Genomic DNA, 21,130 nt, shown 5'->3' on the forward strand with positions numbered 1-21,130 from the left:
GTCGCGCCCCGCATGCCGCCCGGCACCTCACCCTCTGTTACAAACGCGTATTGGCCTGATAAACCAGATGGTTATACACTTAACGCTTTCCCGCCTTGCGCGGGCAGTGGTAATCAGTGGAGATAAAATGAAAAAGCCATTTATGGTGATTTGCGCCGGTGCGATGCTGGCGCTGCTGGCAGGCTGTTCGTCCAACTACGTTATGACCACCAAAAGCGGTCAGACGATCGTCACCCACGGCAAGCCGCAGCTGGATAAAGAAACGGGGATGACCAGCTATATCGATGAGTCTGGTAATAAGCGGGAAATTAACAGTAGCGACGTGTCGCAGCTGGTTGAGGATAACTAAATCCTGACCTCCCGGTTTGTCCGTCGCGGGCAAACCGGGAGTCCTGCCAGTTACTTCCTGAGCGTCGGCGCCGTACTGTGGATCGCATGCACGCGTTTACGCACGCCAAACCAGCCAGCTACCAGCAGCACCGCCAGTAATGGAATTGAGCCAATGGTGTAAGTGCCGTTCGGATAATCGAAGGCCATCAGCACCAGCACACTGAACAGGAACAGCAGCGTCAGCCAGGAGGTGAATGGCGCCCCCGGCATTCTGAAGCTCACCTTCGCCGCTTTTCCTTCCTTGATCGCTTTGCGCAGACGCATCTGACACACCACGATAAAGCCCCAGGAAGCAATGATCCCCAGCGACGCGACGTTCAGCACGATCTCAAACACCTGCGACGGCACCAGATAGTTGAGGAACACCCCCACCACATACACCGCCAGCGTCGCCAGGATCCCGGCGTAAGGGACGTGGTGACGGCTCATCTTCGACATAAACTTCGGCGCGGAGCCCCCCATCGACATGGAGCGCAGGATACGTCCGGTGCTGTAGAGGCCGGAGTTGAGGCTGGAGAGGGCGGCGGTTAACACCACGATGTTCATTACGCTGCCGATATACGGTACGCCCAGTTTGGAGAAGAAGGTGACGAACGGGCTCTGTCCTGCCTGGTAGGCGGTCCACGGCAGGAGCAGCACCAGCAGCACCACCGAACCGACGTAGAACAGGCCGATACGCCAGATCACGCTGTTGATGGCCTTCGGTACCATCGACTCCGGATCTTTACACTCACCGGCCGCGGTGCCCACCAGTTCAATGGAGGCGAAGGCAAAGACCACGCCCTGCACCAGCACCAGCGCCGGCAGAAGGCCGTGAGGGAAGAAGCCGCCGTTATCGGTGATCAGATGGAAGCCGGTGGCATTGCCGTCCAGCGGCTTACCGGAGCCGAGGAAAATGGTGCCGACCACGAGGAACGCAACGATCGCCAGCACTTTGACCAGCGCGAACCAGAACTCCATCTCGGCGAACCATTTTACGCCGATCATGTTCATGGTACCGACGATTGCCAGCGCGCCAAGGGCGAAGACCCACTGTGGCACATCGCCAAACGCGCCCCAGTAGTGCATATACAGCGCCACGGCGGTGATATCGACGATCCCGGTCATGGCCCAGTTAACGAAGTACATCCAGCCGGCCACGTAAGCGGCCTTTTCACCGAGGAATTCCCTGGCATAGGAGACGAAGCTGCCGCTCGAGGGTCGGTGGAGAACCAGTTCGCCGAGGGCGCGAAGAATAAAGAAGGAGAAGATGCCGCAGACCAGATAGACCAGGGCGAGCGCTGGCCCTGCCATTTGTAAACGTGCCCCGGCACCGAGGAACAAACCGGTACCGATAGCGCCGCCGATGGCGATCATCTGTACCTGACGGTTGCCCATCGCTTTGTGATAACCCGCTTCATGTGAGTTGAGCCAGTGGCGTTTCGCAGCATGGTGCTCCGCTGCAGTGTCGTGTTTCGTATTCATTGATGTATCAGTTTCCTGTCAATGCCCATGTTTGCAGCCGGAGTGGATGACGGCTGGCACATTATGCTGGCTTTCTCATCATTCTGACGTAGGAGATAAGCTCAGACATGGCGCTGAATCCTACACGTAACGTAATAGTTACGCACCTAAAACATTTACCGATAGCATTTGACAGATTTATCAATGAGATCAGCGTCGCAGAGTTTCCAGCAACAGAGTGAAAGCGCTGGTATGCTGGCGTCGACTGGGGTAGTAGAGATGGTAGCCGGGGAAGGTGGGGGTCCAGTCCGCCAGCACTTGCACCAGCCGGCCACTGGCTAAGGCCTCCGCCACGCAGTCATCCGGAACGTAGGCCAGACCGAGGCCCGCCTCCGCCGCATCGATGCGCTGCGGCAGGCTGTTGAGGATCACTTGCCCCTCCACCCGGACCTGGATATCCCGACCGTCGCGGGCAAACTCCCAGGCGTAAAGTCCACCTCGTGTCGGCAGGCGCAGATTGATGCAGCGATGCTGCGCAAGATCCCAGGGCGTCTGCGGCGTACCGGCCTGCTGCAGATAGGCTGGCGAACCCACTACCGCCATCCGCATATCCGGGGCAATGCGCACGGCAATCATCTCTTTCGCCACCTGTTCGCCGAGTCGCACCCCGGCGTCAAACCGGCCATCCACGATATCCGTGAGGCCATTATCAACAGTGATTTCGATGTTAATATCCGGATATTGCAGCATAAATGGCTTTAGCGCCGGCCAGAGTACGGTGCTGGTGGCATGCTCCCCGGCGGTGATGCGCAGGTTGCCCGCCGGGCGTTCGCGCGTATCGCGCAGCGCGGTCAGCGCCCGCTCCATCTCCTCCAGATGCGGACCGAGGCGCTGTATCAGTCGCTCACCCGCCTCGGTCGGTACCACGCTGCGGGTGGTGCGGGTCAGCAGCCGCACATCGAGACGCGCTTCGAGATGGCGCATGGCATGGCTGAGCGCCGACTGTGACACGCCGAGCTGGGCCGCTGCGCGGGTAAAGCTGCGCTCACGCGCCACCACCATAAAGGAGAGCAGATCGTTTACGTTCTCTTTTAGCATAATCTTTCCGGATTGATGAATACCGCTCACAGGTACGCAGAGTGTAAGCCCGACGGAGGGGAGGCGCCAGTCTGATAGCCGGACGCAGTGGAGCAGAATGACCACCACGGTTAACAACGCAGGGTTTAATTCATCAAGACGGTGAATGTGATGTAAGATGTCCAAAAAACTGCAGCGCCAGGCGAACCCACACAATGACACCCTTACACTTTCATAAATATCACGGGCTGGGTAATGATTACCTGGTATGCCATCGCGACGTTGCCGAACAGTTGAGCAACGAGCATATTCAAATGCTGTGCCATCGCCACTATGGCGTGGGATCGGATGGTCTGCTGATCGACAGCGGCGATCAGATCAATCCCACACTGCGTATTATCAATCCGGACGGCTCCGAAGCGGAGAAAAGCGGTAACGGGCTACGGATCTATGCGCGTTATCTTTTTGATATCGGTCGTGTTGGCCATGAGCCCTTTCTGGTACACACGGCGGGCGGTGACGTTTATTGCACTGTGCATGGCGATGTTCATCAGATTAGCGTCGACATGGGGCGGGCGAATTTCAATCCGGCGGCGCTGCCCGCCTTAGTGAATTTGCCTGAGGCGGTGAATTATCCTTTGCCGCTGGCGGATGAAACCCTGTCCGTCGTGCTGGTCTCCATGGGCAATCCCCACTGCGTTGTCCTCGTCGATAAGCTCGACCTGGCGCAGGTTCATCGTTTAGGGCCGCAAATCGAAAACCATTCCTTGTTCCCCAAACGCACCAATGTCCAGTTCGTGGAAGTTATCGATCGCCATACGCTAAAGATTGGTATCTGGGAGCGGGGCGCGGGGTTCACGATGGCCTCCGGGAGCAGCAGTTGCGCGGCTGCCAGCGCGATGCGCCGGTTAGGGAAGGTGGACGATCGGGTGGATGTCAACATGCCTGGTGGTCAGCTGCACATCACCTTCGACGCGGATTTTCAGGTCCGTATGCGTGGCCCGGTGCATAAAATCGCCAGCCTGACGCTGGATAAAGACTGCTTTGTTGGCGGCAGCGCCATCTTCACTGGCGCTGCATAACAGATGGCGCGGTCAGCCTGAAATTAACTCTCCTGAGGATCAGCCGACGGCCCGTTTGCCGAACAAACGATGGTGGCATGATCCCACCAGGCATTGTGCTTAACATCGGTGGCAAGGACGCTAAACTGCGCCTGCTGTATCTCATTCAGTAAAGCCGGGAGGGGTTTAAGCGTACGCCAGGGCTGCCCCTCTTTCAGGAGATGATGCTTGACAGGATCGTAAGTGGCGAGGTCTTCAGCATAACGAGGAAGCCCGCACATAGAGCCGATCACCAGCCGGCCTGCGGGTTTCAGCAATCTTCTCGCCTCGGCGAAAAAACGGCGACGCTCATCTTCCAGCAGACAATGTAAACAGCTGCCATCAATGATTAAGGCAAACTGGGCATCCTCACATTGAGAAAGATGACAGACGTTGCCGACGAAAAATGTGGCGTCCAGACCCGCTTGCTGAAAACGGTCTTCTGCCCAGCGGATCGCCGTTTCGGACACATCAACACCCGATACGGCATAGCCTCTTTCCGCCAGATACTGGGCTGCCATGGCACCATTGCCACATCCCAGTTCAAGTACCGGCGCGCCGGGAGCGGGTAAATAGCCATGGGCATCCAGCCAATGAAATGTTTTTTCTTGTTGTATCTTTGCCCTGGCAAAACCATCACCCGCCCAGGCGCTGGCTCCGTTGGCTAACAGTTGTCTGTAGCGGGCTTCATAGGGGTTCATCCTGAAAACACCTTTTATCATTGATAAACATCACTACTATATACGCCATTTAACATTGAAATAAGTATTCGTTTGGCTACCAGAGAGAAACAGAGATGAACATCAACGTGGTCGGCACCAGCGGCTCAGGCAAATCCACTCTGGCCCGGCGCCTGGCGCACAGGCTGGGACTACCCTGGATCGAGCTCGATCGCCTGTACTGGCGGCCGAACTGGCAGGGCACGCCGGATGAGGCGTTTTTCGCCGCTATTGCCGCCGCTACGGCCTCGCCGGGCTGGGTGCTGGATGGCAATTACAATCGCAGCCGCAGCGTCAAATGGCGCGAGGTGGATCTGGTGATCTGGGTCGACTATAGCCTCTGGCGCACGCTGCGCCAGGCGGTGTGGCGGGCGACGAGCCGGGCGTGGCGGCATCAGGAGCTGTGGCCGGGCACGGGCAACCGCGAGAGCTTTCGCCGTTCGTTCTGCAGCCGGGAATCCATTATCCTCTGGACGCTGAAAACCTGGCGGCAGAATCGCCGACGCTATCTGGCCGATATGCAGGATCCGCAATATCGTCATATTCGCTTCGTCCGGGTGCGCAGTCCGCGGCAGGCTGAGGCGCTGCTCCGCGAGCTGGAAGCGCAGCGGCCAGGCGGGCATATCTAATTTTCAGCAGTACACATGTGAATTAATTGTTTCTCAATAGTTAGCTGAGATTTTAATAATGCAGGCACGTACTTTCATATGAGCCTGCGAAATGTCTTATCGAATCAGTATCCTGGATAAAAGTCCGCTTGCCGCCGGGGAAACCGCCGCGCAGGCGCTGGCGCGTACATTAACGCTGGCGCAACACGCCGAAGCCTGGGGCTATCACCGCTTCTGGGTCGCCGAACACCACAATACCGATCAGCTGGCGAGCCCCTCGCCGGAGCTGGTTATCGCCTGGCTGCTGGGCCACACCCGGCGCATTCGTCTTGGGTCCGGCGGCGTCATGCTCCAGCACTACAGCCCCTATAAAGTCGCGGAAAACTTTAACCTGCTGGCTGCCCTCGCGCCGGGTCGCATCGATCTCGGGGTGGGCAAGGCGCCTGGCGGCCTGCCGCTCTCCACCCGCGCCCTGCAGCAGGGCCTGCATCAGGAGGAGAAAGGGACCTTTGCCGATCAGCTGGCGCAGCTGGATAACTGGCTGTCACTGACTGAGCCAGGGGGAGAGGAGAGCCTGCGCGCCACGCCGATCCCGCCGCGCCGGGCCGACGGATTTCTGCTCGGCGCCAGCCTGGAGAGTGCGGAACTGGCCGCCCGTCTTGACTGGAACTTCGTGTTTGCGGCCCATCTCAATGGCGACAGCGCGCTGCGCCGCACGGTGATCAACCGCTGGCGCGAGCTCAGCCCGCGTGAGGCGATCGTCGCCGTGCAGGTGGTGGTGGCTGACGATCCGGCCACCGCCGCCGCGCTGGCGCAGCAGGTCGAGGTGTGGGGCGTCGAGCTGGAGAACGGCCAGCGGGTGACCGTCGGCAGTGAGGCTCAGGCCGTCGCCTTTGCCCGCCAGGCTGGCAGCCGGCCGACACGCATCCACCGCCGCGAATCTTCACTGATCTCCGGTACTCCCGAACAGGTTAAAGCCCGGCTTGACGCGCTGCAGGCGGAAGATCAGCTGGATGAATTAATCATTGATACCCCCATTAGCGACGGGCCAGCGCGCCTGCACTCCCTGCGCCTGCTGGCGCAGGCTCACTACGGCAAGGAGGTGCTGAATGTCCTTTGAACAACAACTGATTAGCTGGCGGCGCGAGCTGCACCAGAACCCGGAGCTCTCCCTGCAGGAGGTAGCCACCACCGCGCGGATCCGCGACTGGCTGCAGAGCGGCGGGCTGACTCTGCTGCCCTTCGATCTGAAAACCGGGCTGGTCGCCGAAGTCGGCAGCGGCGACAAGGTGATTGCCCTGCGGGCGGACATCGACGCGTTGCCCATCGAGGAGGCGACCGGTCTGCCTTACCGCTCGCAAAATGAAGGGGTGATGCATGCCTGCGGCCATGATATTCACACCAGCGTGATGCTGGGGGCGGCGCTGCTGCTGAAGGAGCGGGAAGCGGAACTCCCGGGGCGGGTACGGATCCTGTTTCAGCCGGCGGAGGAAAATTTTGGCGGCGCGAAAACCCTGATCCGCGCCGGGGCGCTGGAGGACGTGTCGGCGATCTTTGGTATGCACAATGAGCCCGGCCTGCCGGTGGGCGAATTTGCCACCCGCGGCGGCGCGTTCTACGCCAACGTCGACCGCTTCGTCTTCAAAGTGACCGGGAAGGGGGCGCATGCCGCCCGCCCACATGAAGGAAAGGATGCGATCCTGCTGGCCAGCCAACTGGTGACGGTGCTGCAGAGCGTGGCCAGCCGGGAAGTGAACACCCTCGACTCGGTGGTGCTCAGCGTGACGCGGATCCAGGGAGGCAATACCTGGAACGTGCTGCCGGAGAGCGTCGAGCTGGAAGGAACACTGCGCACTCACAGCAGTGAAGTGCAGCAGCGGGTCAAGGCCCGGGTCAGCGAGATCGCGGCCGGTTTCGCCAGCGCCTTTGGCGCACAGATTGACGTCTTCTGGTATGCCGGCCCGACGGCGCTGGTCAATGACGCCCGCTGGGCCGACTTCGCCAGCGACGTGGCGGCCCAGGCCGGGTACCGCACCCATCACGCCGATCTGCATCTCGGTGGCGAAGATTTTGCGGTCTATCTTCAGCATATTCCCGGGGCGTTCGTCAGCATCGGCAGCGCCAGCGAATATGGTCTGCACCATCCGGCATTTAATCCGGACGAACGGCTTATTGCACCCGCAGCACACTATTTCGCTCAGCTGGGGGAACAGGCATTACAACATATTTAATGGATGACAGGGGAAGGGGTAACTATGTCTGAAAATCGACAATTGCGTCTGGGAACGATATTACATGGCGCATCGGGAAATATGTCCGCCTGGCGTCATCCGGCGGCGCAGGCGGACGCCAGTATTAATTTTAACTTTGTCACGCAGACGGCGTTAAAAGCGGAAGAGGGGAAGCTGGATTTTATTTTTGTCGCCGACGGGTTATATATCAATGAAAAATCGATTCCCCATTTTTTAAATCGCTTCGAACCTTTAACGGTACTTTCCGCGCTGGCCGCGGTCACCCGGCGTCTGGGACTGGTGGGGACCTTATCCACTTCGTACAGCGAGCCGTTTACTACCGCCCGCCAGTTCGCCAGCCTCGACCATTTAAGCCAGGGACGGGCGGGGTGGAATGTCGTCACTTCGCCGCTGGAAGGGTCGGCGAAAAACTTCTCCCGGGCCCAGCATCCGGATCATGCGCTGCGCTATCGCATTGCCGATGAATATCTGCAGGTGGTGAAAGGCTTATGGGATTCATGGGAAGAGGACGCCTTTGTGCGCAATAAGGAGACTGGCCAGTTCTTTGATAAAAATAAACTGCATACGCTCGATCACCATGGCGATTTCTTTAAAGTGGCCGGGCCGCTAAATATTGCCCGCACGCCACAGGGACGGCCGATTATTTTCCAGGCCGGCGCGTCGGACGACGGCAAGAAATTAGCCGCACGCCACGCCGATGCCATTTTTACCCATCAGGAATCGCTGGCCGAGGCGCAGGCATTTTATCAGGATGTTAAAAGCCAACTCAGCGCATATCAGCGCACCCCGGACCAACTGCATATCTTCCAGGGCGTCAGCGTCATCGTCGGGGATGACGCCGAGGATGCGGAACGTCAGTACCAGACTACCGCGGCGCTGGTCTCCATCGAGGATGCGCTGAATTATCTGGGGCGGTATTTCGAACATCATGATTTTTCGCAGTATCCGCTTGATGAACCGTTCCCGGATATTGGCGACCTCGGACAAAACAGCTTCCGCAGCACCACCGACGAGATTAAACGTCACGCCCGCGAGCGGGGATTAACCCTGCGCCAGGTGGCCCTGGAGGCAGCGAGTCCGCGTCCGCGCTTTACCGGCACCGCCAGCGATGTCGCCGATGGCCTGCAATTGTGGTTCGAACAGCACGCGGCGGACGGTTTCATTATTCAGGGCGGCACGCCGGAAACCTTCCCGCGCTTTGTGGATGAGGTGGTTCCGCTGTTACAGGCGCGCGGCCTGTTCCGTCGCGACTATCCGGGCACCACCCTGCGGGAAAGTCTGGGTCTGGCGCTACCTGCTAATCAATTCCAAAAATAATAAAAGAGAATCACGCTATGCAGAAAACAACACTCTTGCTGGCCGTCGCGTTGGCATTTAGCGCCTCGTCGTGGGCCCAGGACGTCAAGATCAATGGCACCGGGGTGAGCCTGGAGGCCAACAAAACGCCGATTCACACAGCGAAAAATCCACAGGCCATTGCGCTGTTGCCGAAAGATCTGCATCTGGCGGTGCCGGGGAAATTCACCGTCGCGGTGGCAGCCCTGAACTCGCCACCGCTGACGGTCTTCGCCGATGACAACAAAACCCTACTCGGCAGCGAGACGGATATCGCCCGGCTGGTGGCGGAGAGCCTCGGGCTGGAAGTAAACGTGGTTCCCACTTCATGGGAAGACTGGCCGCTGGGGGTCACCTCCGGCAAATATGATGCCGCGATCAGCAATATTACCGTCACCAAAGAGCGCAAAGAGAAGTTCGATTTCGCCACCTACCGTAAAGATTCGCTGGGCTTCTACGTCAAAAGCACCAGTCCGCTGAACAAAATTGACAAGGCGGAGGACATCGCCGGGCTGAAGATTATCGTCGGCTCCGGTACCAACCAGGAGGCGATCCTGCTGGCGTGGAATGCGGAGAACATCAAGAAGGGGCTGAAGCCGTTTACCCCGGTCTACACCAAGGATGACGCCGCTCAGACGCTGGCCCTGCAGACCGGGCGCGCCGATGCCTACTTCGGCCCCAACGTGATAGGCGCGTGGAAGGCGGCGCTGACCGGTAAAACCAAACTGGTGGGTAGCGTCGATGGCGGCTGGCCGAAAGCGGCGCATATCGCGGTGACGCTGAAAAAAGACAGCGGGCTGGTGAATGCCGTCCAGGCGGCGCTGAACGGCGCTATCGCCAGCGGCGATTACGCCAAAGTGCTTAACCGCTGGGGCGAAGGGGTGGAGAGTATTCCGCAATCAGAAATCAACCCACCCGGACTGGGCGACTGACAGGAGGCGCGATGAGCGAAGCATTCCGCGATATTTCTCCGGACGCACCGGAGCTGCAGCCGATTATTAGCGGGCTGTTTGCCGAATATGCCGCCCGCTACGGCGACTATTTTTCCCGCGATGCGGAAGTGGAGTTGACTGAGTGGTATTTGCCGCCGCAGGGGCTGTTTATCGTCCTTGAGCGTGAGGGAGAAATTATCGCCACCGGCGCTTATAAACCGAAAGATCGCCACACCGCGGAGATCAAACGTATCTGGACGCACCGCCGTCTGCGCCAGCAGGGGCTGGCGGCGAAGGTGGTCCAGGAGCTGGAACGGCGGGCGGTGCTGGCCGGGTACAGCCATATCTACCTGACCACCGGCTTCCGTCAGCCGGAGGCGGTAAAGCTCTATCTCAGCCAGGGGTATGAGGCGCAGTTTGACCTCACGCGAGACCCGGAAGAGTACAGTCAGCCGCCGTACGATGGCCGGCTGCGGTTCACTAAAGCGCTGGCGGTGAGCGCCTTCAGTCACAGCGCTTGAGGAGGCATGATGCATTCATCTGAAACAATAAAAGTGGTGCCGGCGCGCTATCCGCTGCGGGTGGTCGGGGCCCTGGTCGCCCTGCTGGTGCTGGCGGTGGTGATCCAGTCGGTGGCCTTTAACCCGCGCTGGGAGTGGGGCGTCTTCGCCCGCTGGTTCTTCGACCCGGTGATCCTCGAGGGGCTGGGACAAACCCTGCTCCTGACCCTGCTCGGCACGGTGCTGAGCGTGATCTTCGGCGGCCTGCTGGCGCTGGCCCGCTTATCCTCATCGTGGCTGCTCAGTAGCCTCGCCTGGGGTTATATCTGGCTGTTTCGCTCGCTGCCGCTGATTGTGGTGCTGATTATTCTGTACAACTTTTCCTATCTCTACGACACCCTGTCGCTGGGGATCCCGTTTACCGGCGTCACCTGGGCCAGCTATCAGACCATTAACGTGCTGGGGCAATTCTCCACGGCGGTGGTGGGCCTGACGCTGGTGCAGAGCGCCTATACCGCGGAGATTATTCGCGGCGGCTTTTTAGGGGTCGACCATGGGCAGTATGAAGCCGCCGCCGCGCTGGGGCTTCCCGCCTGGCGACGCACGCTGCGCATTATTCTGCCGCAGGCGCTGCGCACCATCCTGCCTTCCGGCTTCAACGAGATCATCAGTCTGGCCAAGGGAACGGCGATGGTGTACGTCCTGGCGATGCCGGAACTGTTCTACACCATCCAGATGATCTACAACCGTACCCAGGAGGTGATCCCGCTGTTGATGGTTGGCGCCGCCTGGTATCTGGCAATCACCAGCGTCCTCTCCGCCATTCAGTATCTGGTGGAACGCGCCCTGGCGCGCAGCGAGCGCCGCTCGGCGGTAAACAGCGCCCGCAGCAGTCGTCTGAATCAACCCGCACGTCAACCACAGCCGCAGGAGGCCGTTCATGCCCAGCTCTCATAATGGCCATATCTCTATCACCGGGGTCAGCAAATACTATGGCCGCCACAAGGCGCTGGACGATGTGTCGCTGGAGATCCCTCCGGGCACGGTGACGGTGATCCTCGGCCCTTCCGGCTCGGGCAAGTCGACGCTGCTGCGCACCATCAATCACCTCGAACGTGTCGATGAGGGATTTATTCAGATTGACGGCGACTATATTGGTTATCGCCGCAAAGGCGACAAGCTGTATGAGATGAAAGAAAAGGAAATTCTTCGCCAGCGGATCAACGTCGGCTACGTGTTCCAGAACTTTAACCTGTTTCCGCACCTGACGGTGCTGGAGAACCTGATTGAGGCGCCGATCGCCCACAAGCAGGTCACGCGCAAAGAGGCCATTGCCCGCGCCTATGAACTGCTGGACGTTGTCGGACTGCGCAATAAAGCCGACGCCTGGTCGCGGCATCTCTCAGGCGGGCAGCAGCAGCGTATCGCGATTGCCCGGGCGCTGGCACTGGACCCGCGGGTGATCCTGTTTGATGAGCCCACCTCGGCGCTGGATCCCGAGCTGGTGGGCGAGGTACTGGATGTCATCAAGAAGCTGGCGCGCTCCGGTACCACCCTGGTGGTGGTGACCCACGAGGTAGGCTTTGCCCGCGAGGTGGCCGACCAGGTGGTGTTTATGGTCGACGGCAGGATCGTCGAGCAGGGCAGCAGCGACGAGGTACTCAACCATCCGCAGCATCCGCGTACCCGACAGTTTTTATCCAGGGTGCTGCCGTCATGAACAGAGCGCTAATGACCCTTGTTCTCAGCGCTTTTGCCATGAGCGCTCACGCGGCGCTGGATCTGCGTGCCAATGAGCAGCCATTGCCGGTCACCCGCGACCCGCAGGCGATAGCGAAAATTCCGCCGGGCTATCGCTTCGTCGAGCCGGGGACGCTAACGGTGGCGATCTCTGCGCTCAATTCGCCGCCGCTGGCGCTGCTGGCCAGCGACAACCGCACGCGGATCGGCAGCGACCCGGATATGGCCCGCCTGCTGGCCGGAAGCCTTGGCCTGAAGCTCAGGCTGGTGCCCACCGCGTGGGAGGACTGGCCGCTGGGCATCGCCTCCGGCCGCTACGATGTGGCGCTGATCAATATCGCGGTAACCGAGAAGCGCAAAGAGAAGTTCGATTTTGCGACTTACCGGGTGGACTCCCTGGCCTTCTCGGTGAAATCCACCAGCGACATCGCCGCGGTAAACGGACCCGCCGACCTCGCCGGGCGCAAAGTGATCGTCGGGTCCGGCACCAATCAGGAGCGGATCCTGCTGGGCTGGAATGAGGACAACCGTGCCGCCGGACGGCCGCAGGCCCAGCCGGTCTACCTGACCGATGATGCCTCCGGCAACCTCTATATCCAGTCCGGGCGAGCGGATATCTTTTTCGGCCCGCAGTCGGTGGCAGCCTATAAGGCCGCCCTTAACGGCCAGACCCGGGTGGTGGGCCTGGGGCCGAAAAAAGCGTGGGTGGCGACGACCACTAAAAAAGGCAACGGCCTGGTCTTTGCCCTGCAGGCAGCCCTCGACGGGGCGATTGCCCGCGGTGAATATCAGCAGGTGCTGGCGCGCTGGGGAGAGCAGGGTGAGGCGGTGGCGCAGTCGGTGGTCAACCCGCCGGGGATAACCTACTAAAAAACCGCTGTTTCGCCGGAGTACGACGCGAAACAGCGGAGGCGAATGCTCGCCAGGGTCTTCAATCAAACGGTGCGCGGAGTGAGCGTCAAGCGATCCAGCGGCGCAACGATAAACAGATAGGAGAACAGGCCCAGCACGCCCATGGAACCGACGTAGAGGATGGCGTAATCAAACGAGTGGGTGTTGGCGAGGATCACCCCGATGACCAGCGGGGTAATGATGCTCGCCAGGTTGCCGCACATATTGAACACGCCACCGGCAATACCGAGCATCTCTTTCGGCGAGGTGTCGCTCAGCACGCACCAGCCGAGGTTCCCGAAACCTTTGGCAAAGAACGCCAGACTCATGGCGGCGATCACCACCACTTCCGAAGAGGTGTAGTTGGCGACGACAATGACGCAGGAGAGCAGCATGCCGCAGATCACCGGGAGCTTACGGGCGGTGGTCAGACTGTAACCGCGTTTCAGCAGCCAGTCCGAAAATACGCCGCCCAGCAGGCCGCCGATAAATCCAGCTATGGCCGGGATACTGGCGACAAACCCGACCTTGAGGATTGACATGCCTTTGGCCTGGTAGAGGTAAGTCGGAAACCAGGTGAGGAAGAACCAGGTAATCGATGTGACGCAGAACTGGCCGATATAAACCCCGATCATCATGCGATTGACGCAGACGCTTTTAATCTGCGCGAGAGTTAATTTTTGCGGCGTTTTTTGGCTACCTAATTCCGGTACGCCGCCGCCTTCACGAATATAATCGAGCTCCTGCGGGTTAATTTTAGGATGATGTGAAGGATCCTTCACTTTTACCAGCCAGAATATTCCCAGCACCACCCCGATAGCGCCAATATAATAAAAGACATAGTGCCAGCTTAAATTATGCAGAATGATGGTCATCAGCGGCGTAATAATGCCCAGCGAAATATACTGCGCGGCCTGATAGACCGAGGTGACAAATCCACGCTCTTTATTGGGGAACCACTGGACGCTCAGGCGACTGTTGGCCGGAAAAGCGGGTGCTTCAATGGCCCCCATCATCAGACGCAGGATCACCAGCACCACCAGCGGACTGGCAAACAGATAAATAGTGCCCTGAAACATAGTGACGACCGACCAGCCAATCAGCGCGCAGCCGTAGACCAACCGCGAACCATATTTATCCAGCAGCCAGCCGCCGGGGATTTGCATAATGACGTAGGAAATACCAAACACCGAAAAGGCCAGGCCCATTGCTTCAGGGTCAAAACCTAACTCTTTACTCATCATCGGCGCGACAACGGACAGGGTGGCCCGGTCAGCATAATTAAATACGGTCGCGAGAAATAAAAAAACCAATATACCGTAACGCACGTTGCTGCGTTTTATTTGCTGTTGCATGTTATTCAACTCCTTTGCAGGGTTGTGAAGACACGTCATCTTTCAGGCCGCTTTGATGCTTGCTGACGGATTTCGTGTATTGCGAGTACAGCGGGTCAGAGGTTTATTCCCGGTGACGCTGCGCTTACCGGGGCTACGGGTTCTCAGTGGTCTGCGGACCGGTAGCCCGGATAAGGCGTGGACGCCGTCATCCGGGAGAAGTCATTACGGGCGTTTTCCAAACTCGCAGCTTTGCTGGGTCCAGCGGCGAGCCTGCTCGCTGAGGGTGAAGCCCAGACCATGGCGTTCGGAAACCCACATCCGGCCATCGCGCAGTGCTAGCTGCTCGTTAAACAGCGGGTTCAGCCACTCGAAGTGCTCCAGCCATGGCTCCAGCGGGTAGGCGGCGGCGAGATGCAGGTGCACCTCCATGGCAAAGTGCGGAGCCAGTTTGCGACCGTGCTTCGCGGCCAGATCCATTATTTTCAGGAACGGGGAGATCCCACCGACGCGCGGGGCGTCCGGTTGCACGAAGTCGCTGGCGTTGCCGAGGATCAATTGCTCATGTTCGCGGAAGCTAGTCAGCATCTCGCCGGTGGCAATCGGCGTATCCAGCGCGGCGGCCAGCTGCGCGTGGCCTTCGACGTCATAGGCATCCAGCGGCTCCTCAATCCAGATCAGATTGAACGGCTCCATTTTGCGCCCCATGCGGATGGCGGTTTCGCGATCCCACTGCTGGTTGGCATCGACCATCAGCGGGAAGTCATCACCCAGCACTTCGCGCACCGCCGTCAGACGACGGATATCCTCGGCAGTATTAGGCTGACCGACTTTTAGTTTAATCCCGCCGATGCCGTTTTCACGGGAGATAGCCACGTTTTTCAACACCTGATCCAGGGGGGTATGCAGGAAGCCGCCGGAAGTGTTGTAGCACTGCACGGAATCACGATGTGAACCCAGCAGTTTGGCCAGCGGTAGACCGGCGCGTTTGGCTTTCATATCCCACAGGGCAATATCGATAGGGGAGATAGCTTGTACCGCCATGCCGCTACGGCCGACGGAAGCCCCGGCCCACAGCAGTTTGGTGTAGATCTTGTCGATGTCGTTCGGATCTTCGCCAAGCAGATTATCGGCTATCTCTTTGGCGTGCGCGTAAATGCCCTGGCCGCCCGCACGTTTCGAGTAGCTAAAGCCGACGCCGGTGAATCCATCCCGGGAGTGAATTTCCGCGATGATAATCGCCACTTCGGTCAGCGGTTTTTGGCGACCGGTCAGCACTTTGGCATCGCTGACGGGGGTGGCCAGCGGCAGAAAAGCCAGCGACAGTTTAACGTGGTCAATGCGGTCACCGGTTTCAGCGGCGGTTTTGACGCCGAAAGCTTTGGCGTAGGTTACGGACTCGGAATTGGCGCTTGAGGTCATAGTAGTGTCCTTTTTGATAATAAAATGATTGCGCTATCATTTGTAATGGTGAAATGCTTTTGACGCTACGGTAGTGGTTTTAATTTGTACAAATGATCACAATTGGCCGTTATAAAGGCGAAAACTTTGCTGTGCAGGTCACAATCCAAAACAGTTTGTGAAAAGTGACAAGTCATAATGATAGCGATAACATTTTATATTGCAGGTCGTTGATTCTGTTAGGGGAGACGCGGCGGGCGCTGGCAATTGCGTGGGGCATCATCAATAATGCCCACAGGAAACGACTTAACACAGGGGCTTAGCCGTGAAAAGCAAAAAACCGACGCGGGCGCCGACGCTGGAGGATGTGGCTCGCAGCGCCGGGTTGTCGCCGATGACGGTCAGTCGGGCGCTGAATACGCCCCAGCTGGTCAGGCCAAAAACGGTAGAGAAAGTGATGCTGGCGGTGCAGGCGACGGGCTATATCCCCAATGCGCTGGCCGGCGGCCTCGCCTCCAGGCGCAGCAAGCTGGTGGCGGTCGTGGTACCGCAAATCAATAACAATATGTTTGTCGATACCATCCAGGCGCTGAGCGATACCCTGGCGGCGCGCGGCTACCATATGCTGCTGTGCGTGGCGGGCTATGACCGGCAGACCGAGGCCGAGCTGGTCTCTACCTTGCTTTCGCGGCGCCCTGATGGCGTGGTGTTAACCGGCATCCAGCATGCGCCGCTGTTAAAGAAAACGATTCTTAACGCCGCCACGCCGGTGGTGGAAATCTGGGATCTCACCCCGACGCCGCTGGATATGCTGGTCGGTTTTTCCCATGAAAAAGTGGGCGAAACCATTGGCGAGTATGTACTGGAGAAAGGCTACCAGCGACCAGGCCTGCTGTGGGCGGGCGATGCGCGCGCGATGTTGCGTAAGCAGGGGCTCTGTGCCCGACTGGCTAAAAAAGGGCTGGACGATGCGCCTCAGGTTGAAGTGCCGCTCCCGGCGTCGCTGGCGCTGGGGCGGCGCGGTCTGGCGGAGCTGCTCGCCGCCAGCGAGTTTGATGTGATCATCTGCAGCTCAGACACCCTCGCCCAGGGGGCGATTATGGAAGCCGAAAGCCGGGGGCTACGCGTACCGCAGGATCTGGCGGTGATCGGTTTTGGCGATCTGGATTTCGCCGCCAGCAATCGTCCGGCTATCACTACCGTCAGCGTCGACCGTCATGCCATCGGTGAACGGGCCGCTACGCTGCTGGCTGACCGCATCGAAGGGGGAGAAGACAGCGGGGTGATTATAGATATCGGCTTTCAGCTGGTGGCACGAGAATCGGCGTAGGCCTGCCTTTTCAGGGCATGGTGTGCCGGGTGGGTGAGCGGCGAATTTCTGCCTACACTTAGGCTTTACCCTGGAGGCAGACCATGATTACCGTTTATGGCGTGCCAGGATGGGGCTCGACGATTAGCGAGCTGATGCTCTCCCTGGCCGATATTCCCTACGAGGTGGTTGACGTGGAGGGCTTTGACCAGCCCGGTCCGGCGCGCGAGCGTCTGCGGCAGATTAACCCGCTGTGCCAGGTGCCTACCCTGCAGCTGGCCGACGGGAGCATCATGACCGAAACCGCCGCCATCGCGCTGATGATCCTCGATCAGCGTCCCGATCTGGCCCCCGCGCCGGGGACGCCGCAGCGTCAACAGTTCCAGCGTCTGCTGGTCTGGCTGGTGGCCAACGTCTATCCTACCTTTACCTATGCCGATTATCCGGAACGCTGGGCGCCCGCCGCCGCGGAGCAGCTGGTGGAGAATTGTCGCCAGTACCGGAAAAATCTCTATCTCTGGTTCGAACAGCAGCTGGCTGCCGGGCCGTGGGCGCTGGGCGCGTCGGTAACGTTGCTGGATTGCTATATCGCGGCGATGTACAGCTGGGGGCCGCGACAGGCGTGGTTTGACGACCACGCGCCAAAATTCGCCGCCATCGCCCGGGCGGTCTGTCAGCGACCGGAACTGGCCGCGGCGCTACGCCGTAACAAGCTGATTTAACGCACGCGATGGCAACCAGAACGGCCATTCTGTGGTAGCGTTATGGCTCTGACCACAAGGAGTCTTTGCTATGCCGCATGTAGATATTAAATGTTTTCCCCGTGAACTGACTGACGAACAAAAAACCGCGCTGGCCGCCGACATCACTGAGGTGCTGATCCGCCATCTGAACAGCAAAGAGAGCGCCGTCAGCGTCGCGCTGACTCAGGTTGAGCCGGACGCGTGGCAGGCGGTGTGGGACAGTGAGATCGCCCCGCAGATGGCGCAGTTGATTAAGAAGCCGGGTTATAGCATGTAGTTGCCACTGGCGGGCATGATGTCCGCCAGTGACGACCGGTCAGAACCAAATCTCCGTCTGCACGCCGAAGTTCCATGTCCCGCCAGCGGTAAAGCCTTTGCTGCCGAAATCATCGTTGATCGCATAACGATCCAGGTCTTTATCCCAGTTCATCCACGTGACAAAGAAACGTATCTCCGGCCGCGCTTTGATATCAAACACATCGCCCACTTTAAAAGTGGGGGCGAAGGTCAGCTTGTAGAAATCACCGCGCACCGCCTGATACTGATAAACGTTGTCATTATAGCGATAGCTGCGCCCGTTCGGATTGAGATCCATATACTGCCACGAGGCCTCATACAGCAGGGCGAAGTGAGCGGAGAGCCCTTGCGATACCCGCAGGTTAAATGTCGCCCAGTCGTAGCGGTCGCCGTCGCGATAGCGGTCTTCGCTGTGCTGGGCTATCACCGACGGCGCCAGCTGCCAGTTTTTCCCCAGCGGCAGGATCCCGTACGACGCAAAGCGCAGGGAGGCCGCGTTCTCGGTCAAGTCGCCATCGCTCCCCGGCTGACGCGCTTCGGCACCCAGCCCGACGCCGTACTGCAGTGCGCTTTCCGACACCCCTGGCGCCAGGCCGTAGAACTGCTGTTTGTCGTGCAGGGCCAGCATCGCGTAGTAGCCGTTTTTGGCGGTGTTATCGCTGCGCAGGGCATAGCTCCCGGTGGTCGAGGTATTATCTTTCAGGTCATCGTTACCCTGGGCGGTCATCACCGTGGTCATCAGCTGCCAGTTGCCGTAAAAATGGTTGACGGTGAACAGCAGATTCTGGATGTCATTATCCGCGTAATTATCGCTGCCAAGGTCGCCGAAGTTACGCGCATACACCGAATAATCGCCGCGCAGGCCGCTTCCCCAGTCGACATCATTGATCCCGCCGCCGGTGCCACCGAGGAACATGATGTCGCTATCGGTAAAGTGGATATCGAAGTTATCCCGATCAAAGCGTTTGCCGGCCCAGATCGAGGCGCGTTTTAACGGTCCGGTGAACTCGGCGAAGTCGCCCATCTCGACGTACAGCTGACGAATGTTCAGATGGTGGCTGTCGTTGTCCTGAACCCACGGATCCGGGTTGGTGGCCCCGTCGGCGAGCATGGTCTTAAAGCGCGCCCATGAGCCATCGTTAAAGGTGAGCTTTTTGCCAAAGCTCAGCTCAGCGTAATTATCTTTTTCGTTGCCGAGACGACCAACGTGGGCATCGCCGTTGAGCGAACTGGCCGGGGAGATGCCTGGCCCGCCGCGGGCGCCTTTGCCGTGGCTGTTGACTAACATTCCGGAACGGGCATAGGCGTTAAAGGTAAAGCCATCGTCCGGGGCGCGCTTCGCCAGCTGCTCGCTCAGTTGCTGATTGGTGGCCTGCTGTTTTTGTTCGCGAGCCGAGGTCTGTTGGCTGAGCGCCTGCACCTGCTGCTCCGCCGCCGCCGCGCGCTGTTCGGCGGCGGCGGTTTGCTGTTCTGCCCGCTGCGCGCGGCGGCTGGCTTCGCTGGCCTGCTGTTCGGCGAGATTGAGGCGCGCTTCAAGTTGCGCCAGCCGTTGTTCGACGCTCAACCCGGCGGCGCTGGTGAGTGGAAAAAGGGCGCAGCAAACCGCTGCGCTAATCACAGAGATACGCATAAAAGTCCTTAATTTATCCAGAGGTTAAATCAGCGGGGCGCCTTACATGGCGGGGGATTCTCCGGTGGCCGGGGCTGGCGAGGCGCCGCGTCCGGCATCGAGGTCGGCACGGATCTGCTCATAGTGATCGTCGAGGCGGTAGAAGCGGCCTATCCACAGCATCGAGGCGAGGATCAACAGCGCCGGAATATACAGATAGCAGGCCTTGATGGCCAACAGGGCGCTGTCGCTTTGCGCCTGGTTGGCGATATAGCCGCCGGAGGAGAGCAGTGCCCCGGTGATCGCCCCGGCGCCGGCCATCGCCACCTTGCCGAGAAAGCCGTTTATCGAGGTCAGGATCCCAGCGGTATTAATGCCGGTTTTCCACACGCCGTAATCCACCGGGTCGGCCTGCATCGAGAAATAGATAGCCGTGCGCTGACCGGCGCCAAGGGAGAGGATCACCGCCCCGACGATCAGCCCCAGCGCGTAGGTGCCAGACAGCATCATCATCCCCATCCCGAGCAGATTGACCGCGCTGGCCACCAGATAGACATGACGTTTTTTCATGCGTCGGGCCAGCAGCGGGACGGTGAGGGTGCCGAGCAGGGGAACGAAGGTGGAGATCCCGGCGATAACCGCCGTCAGCTCGGTATTCCCGACGTAATAGTGGAAGAAGTACACCAGCGCTCCGGTCTGAAAGAAGAATGCCCCCCACATCAGAAATATATTGCTGGCGAAGATCCACCACGGACGATTGGCGCGCAGGCTAATCCAGGCGCGTTTCAGGGTCATGCGCTCCCCGCTGAGGATGATCTTTTCTTCGACGTTGCGAAAGCTCACCAGCAGGAAAAAGGCCGCCAGTACGCCAAAAATCACCGCGGTATAGAGGAACCCCTGCTGCTGGTCGCCTTTGCCCAGCATGCCGACCAGCGGCAGGGTGGCCACGGCGACGATGGTGGCCCCGAGGGATCCCAGCAGAATACGTACCGCCGACAGCGTGGTGCGCTCTGCGGAATCACTGGTTAAAAACGGCAGCATGGCGCAGAACGGAATGTTCACCAGGGTGTAGAGGAACGACAGACACAGATAGGTGATAAAGGCGTACAGCAGTTTGCCGGTGGTGCCGAAATCCGGCACATAGAAGGCCAGAATACACAGCAGACCAAAAGGCAGGGCACCAATCAGCAGCCAGGGACGGCAGCGCCCCCAGCGGGTGGCGGTATTGTCGATCACCAGCCCCATCAACACGTCGGCCACGCCATCCACCAGCCGGGTAACCAGGAACATCAGCCCAACGTAATAGGCCGGGAGGCCCATCACGTCGGTGTAAAAGAACATCAGATACAGAGAGATCATCTGCCACACAAGGTTGCAGGAGAGATCGGCAATGCCATAGCCAAGGCGCTGCCGCCACAGGGTAAACGTTGTTTCTGCCATAAATCACTCG

The 21,130-nt window shown here is 59.3% G+C and carries 19 protein-coding genes and 1 pseudogene; 13 read left to right on the top strand and 7 right to left on the bottom strand.

All coding sequences use genetic code 11. From position 1 onward, the window contains the following. Window positions 1-127 precede the first annotated feature (127 nt). Window positions 128-349, top strand: a complete 222-nt coding sequence (locus AC3EMD_RS11905) for a YgdI/YgdR family lipoprotein (RefSeq protein WP_002906779.1) — start codon at window positions 128-130, stop codon at window positions 347-349. Window positions 350-399: 50 nt separating this feature from the next. Here AC3EMD_RS11905 and ansP read toward each other — a convergent pair whose 3' ends face one another. Both ansP and AC3EMD_RS11915 read right to left on the bottom strand, forming a co-directional pair. Beyond that, on the bottom strand, window positions 400-1,854 hold the full coding sequence (gene ansP, locus AC3EMD_RS11910) for an L-asparagine permease (protein WP_008804699.1): 1,455 nt from the start codon (window positions 1,852-1,854) through the stop codon (window positions 400-402). A 189-nt stretch (window positions 1,855-2,043) separates the two neighbouring features. Beyond that, window positions 2,044-2,931 (bottom strand): LysR family transcriptional regulator, encoded by an 888-nt coding sequence (locus AC3EMD_RS11915; RefSeq protein ID WP_008804700.1) that lies wholly within the window; start codon window positions 2,929-2,931, stop codon window positions 2,044-2,046. Between the two features lie 194 nt (window positions 2,932-3,125). Between AC3EMD_RS11915 and dapF the strand changes: the two genes are divergently transcribed. Further along, window positions 3,126-3,992 (top strand): diaminopimelate epimerase, encoded by an 867-nt coding sequence (dapF, locus tag AC3EMD_RS11920; RefSeq protein WP_008804701.1) that lies wholly within the window; start codon window positions 3,126-3,128, stop codon window positions 3,990-3,992. 23 nt (window positions 3,993-4,015) lie between these two features. Here dapF and AC3EMD_RS11925 read toward each other — a convergent pair whose 3' ends face one another. Next, entirely contained in the window at window positions 4,016-4,711 is a 696-nt protein-coding gene (locus AC3EMD_RS11925) for a class I SAM-dependent methyltransferase (protein WP_012541569.1), read from the bottom strand. Between the two features lie 95 nt (window positions 4,712-4,806). On the opposite strand from AC3EMD_RS11925, the gene AC3EMD_RS11930 reads away from it, so the two are divergent. From AC3EMD_RS11930 to AC3EMD_RS11965, 8 genes and pseudogenes are all read left to right on the top strand, one after another. After that, window positions 4,807-5,358 carry a P-loop NTPase family protein gene (locus AC3EMD_RS11930; protein WP_022065415.1) on the top strand — a complete coding sequence of 184 codons (552 nt, stop codon included), beginning with the start codon at window positions 4,807-4,809 and terminating at the stop codon, window positions 5,356-5,358. A 91-nt stretch (window positions 5,359-5,449) separates the two neighbouring features. Further along, window positions 5,450-6,457: an MsnO8 family LLM class oxidoreductase gene (locus AC3EMD_RS11935; protein WP_012541571.1), complete on the top strand. Its 1,008-nt coding sequence runs from the start codon at window positions 5,450-5,452 to the stop codon at window positions 6,455-6,457. Beyond that, window positions 6,447-7,568: a M20 peptidase aminoacylase family protein gene (locus AC3EMD_RS11940; RefSeq protein WP_302074103.1), complete on the top strand. Its 1,122-nt coding sequence runs from the start codon at window positions 6,447-6,449 to the stop codon at window positions 7,566-7,568. The genes AC3EMD_RS11935 and AC3EMD_RS11940 overlap by 11 nt, the downstream gene beginning before the upstream one ends. A gap of 24 nt (window positions 7,569-7,592) precedes the next feature. Continuing rightward, window positions 7,593-9,856: pseudogene (locus tag AC3EMD_RS11945) on the top strand (NtaA/DmoA family FMN-dependent monooxygenase). Between the two features lie 11 nt (window positions 9,857-9,867). After that, window positions 9,868-10,377, top strand: coding sequence for a GNAT family N-acetyltransferase (locus AC3EMD_RS11950; RefSeq protein WP_008804708.1), 510 nt, complete (start codon window positions 9,868-9,870; stop codon window positions 10,375-10,377). 9 nt (window positions 10,378-10,386) lie between these two features. After that, window positions 10,387-11,313 (top strand): amino acid ABC transporter permease, encoded by a 927-nt coding sequence (locus AC3EMD_RS11955; protein WP_008804709.1) that lies wholly within the window; start codon window positions 10,387-10,389, stop codon window positions 11,311-11,313. Next, window positions 11,297-12,076, top strand: a complete 780-nt coding sequence (locus AC3EMD_RS11960) for an amino acid ABC transporter ATP-binding protein (RefSeq protein ID WP_008804710.1) — start codon at window positions 11,297-11,299, stop codon at window positions 12,074-12,076. The genes AC3EMD_RS11955 and AC3EMD_RS11960 overlap by 17 nt, the downstream gene beginning before the upstream one ends. A 38-nt stretch (window positions 12,077-12,114) precedes the next feature. After that, a complete protein-coding gene (locus AC3EMD_RS11965) occupies window positions 12,115-12,966 on the top strand; it encodes a transporter substrate-binding domain-containing protein (RefSeq protein WP_162494483.1) in 852 nt (283 codons plus the stop codon). A 65-nt stretch (window positions 12,967-13,031) separates the two neighbouring features. Here the strand turns inward: AC3EMD_RS11965 and AC3EMD_RS11970 are convergent, their stop codons facing one another. Together AC3EMD_RS11970 and AC3EMD_RS11975 are read right to left on the bottom strand one after the other, a co-directional pair. Next, window positions 13,032-14,342, bottom strand: coding sequence for an MFS transporter (locus tag AC3EMD_RS11970; RefSeq protein WP_302074104.1), 1,311 nt, complete (start codon window positions 14,340-14,342; stop codon window positions 13,032-13,034). Between the two features lie 204 nt (window positions 14,343-14,546). Further along, the gene (locus AC3EMD_RS11975; RefSeq protein WP_302074105.1) at window positions 14,547-15,743 is read right to left on the bottom strand and encodes an L-talarate/galactarate dehydratase; all 1,197 of its coding nucleotides are present in this window, start codon (window positions 15,741-15,743) and stop codon (window positions 14,547-14,549) included. 304 nt (window positions 15,744-16,047) lie between these two features. Between AC3EMD_RS11975 and AC3EMD_RS11980 the strand changes: the two genes are divergently transcribed. The 3 genes from AC3EMD_RS11980 to pptA all read left to right on the top strand — a co-directional run bounded on the left by AC3EMD_RS11980 (window position 16,048) and on the right by pptA (window position 18,051). Continuing rightward, window positions 16,048-17,052 carry a LacI family DNA-binding transcriptional regulator gene (locus tag AC3EMD_RS11980; protein WP_043875203.1) on the top strand — a complete coding sequence of 335 codons (1,005 nt, stop codon included), beginning with the start codon at window positions 16,048-16,050 and terminating at the stop codon, window positions 17,050-17,052. 83 nt (window positions 17,053-17,135) lie between these two features. Beyond that, on the top strand, window positions 17,136-17,753 hold the full coding sequence (locus tag AC3EMD_RS11985; RefSeq protein WP_100630559.1) for a glutathione S-transferase family protein: 618 nt from the start codon (window positions 17,136-17,138) through the stop codon (window positions 17,751-17,753). A gap of 70 nt (window positions 17,754-17,823) precedes the next feature. Then, on the top strand, window positions 17,824-18,051 hold the full coding sequence (gene pptA, locus AC3EMD_RS11990; RefSeq protein ID WP_002906690.1) for a tautomerase PptA: 228 nt from the start codon (window positions 17,824-17,826) through the stop codon (window positions 18,049-18,051). Window positions 18,052-18,090: 39 nt separating this feature from the next. Here the strand turns inward: pptA and AC3EMD_RS11995 are convergent, their stop codons facing one another. Both AC3EMD_RS11995 and AC3EMD_RS12000 read right to left on the bottom strand, forming a co-directional pair. Next, window positions 18,091-19,701: a carbohydrate porin gene (locus AC3EMD_RS11995; RefSeq protein ID WP_302074106.1), complete on the bottom strand. Its 1,611-nt coding sequence runs from the start codon at window positions 19,699-19,701 to the stop codon at window positions 18,091-18,093. A 42-nt stretch (window positions 19,702-19,743) separates the two neighbouring features. Further along, a complete protein-coding gene (locus AC3EMD_RS12000; RefSeq protein WP_064160427.1) occupies window positions 19,744-21,120 on the bottom strand; it encodes a glycoside-pentoside-hexuronide (GPH):cation symporter in 1,377 nt (458 codons plus the stop codon). Window positions 21,121-21,130: the final 10 nt, after the last annotated feature.

It is taken from the genome of Klebsiella sp. PK18 (assembly GCF_057784655.1).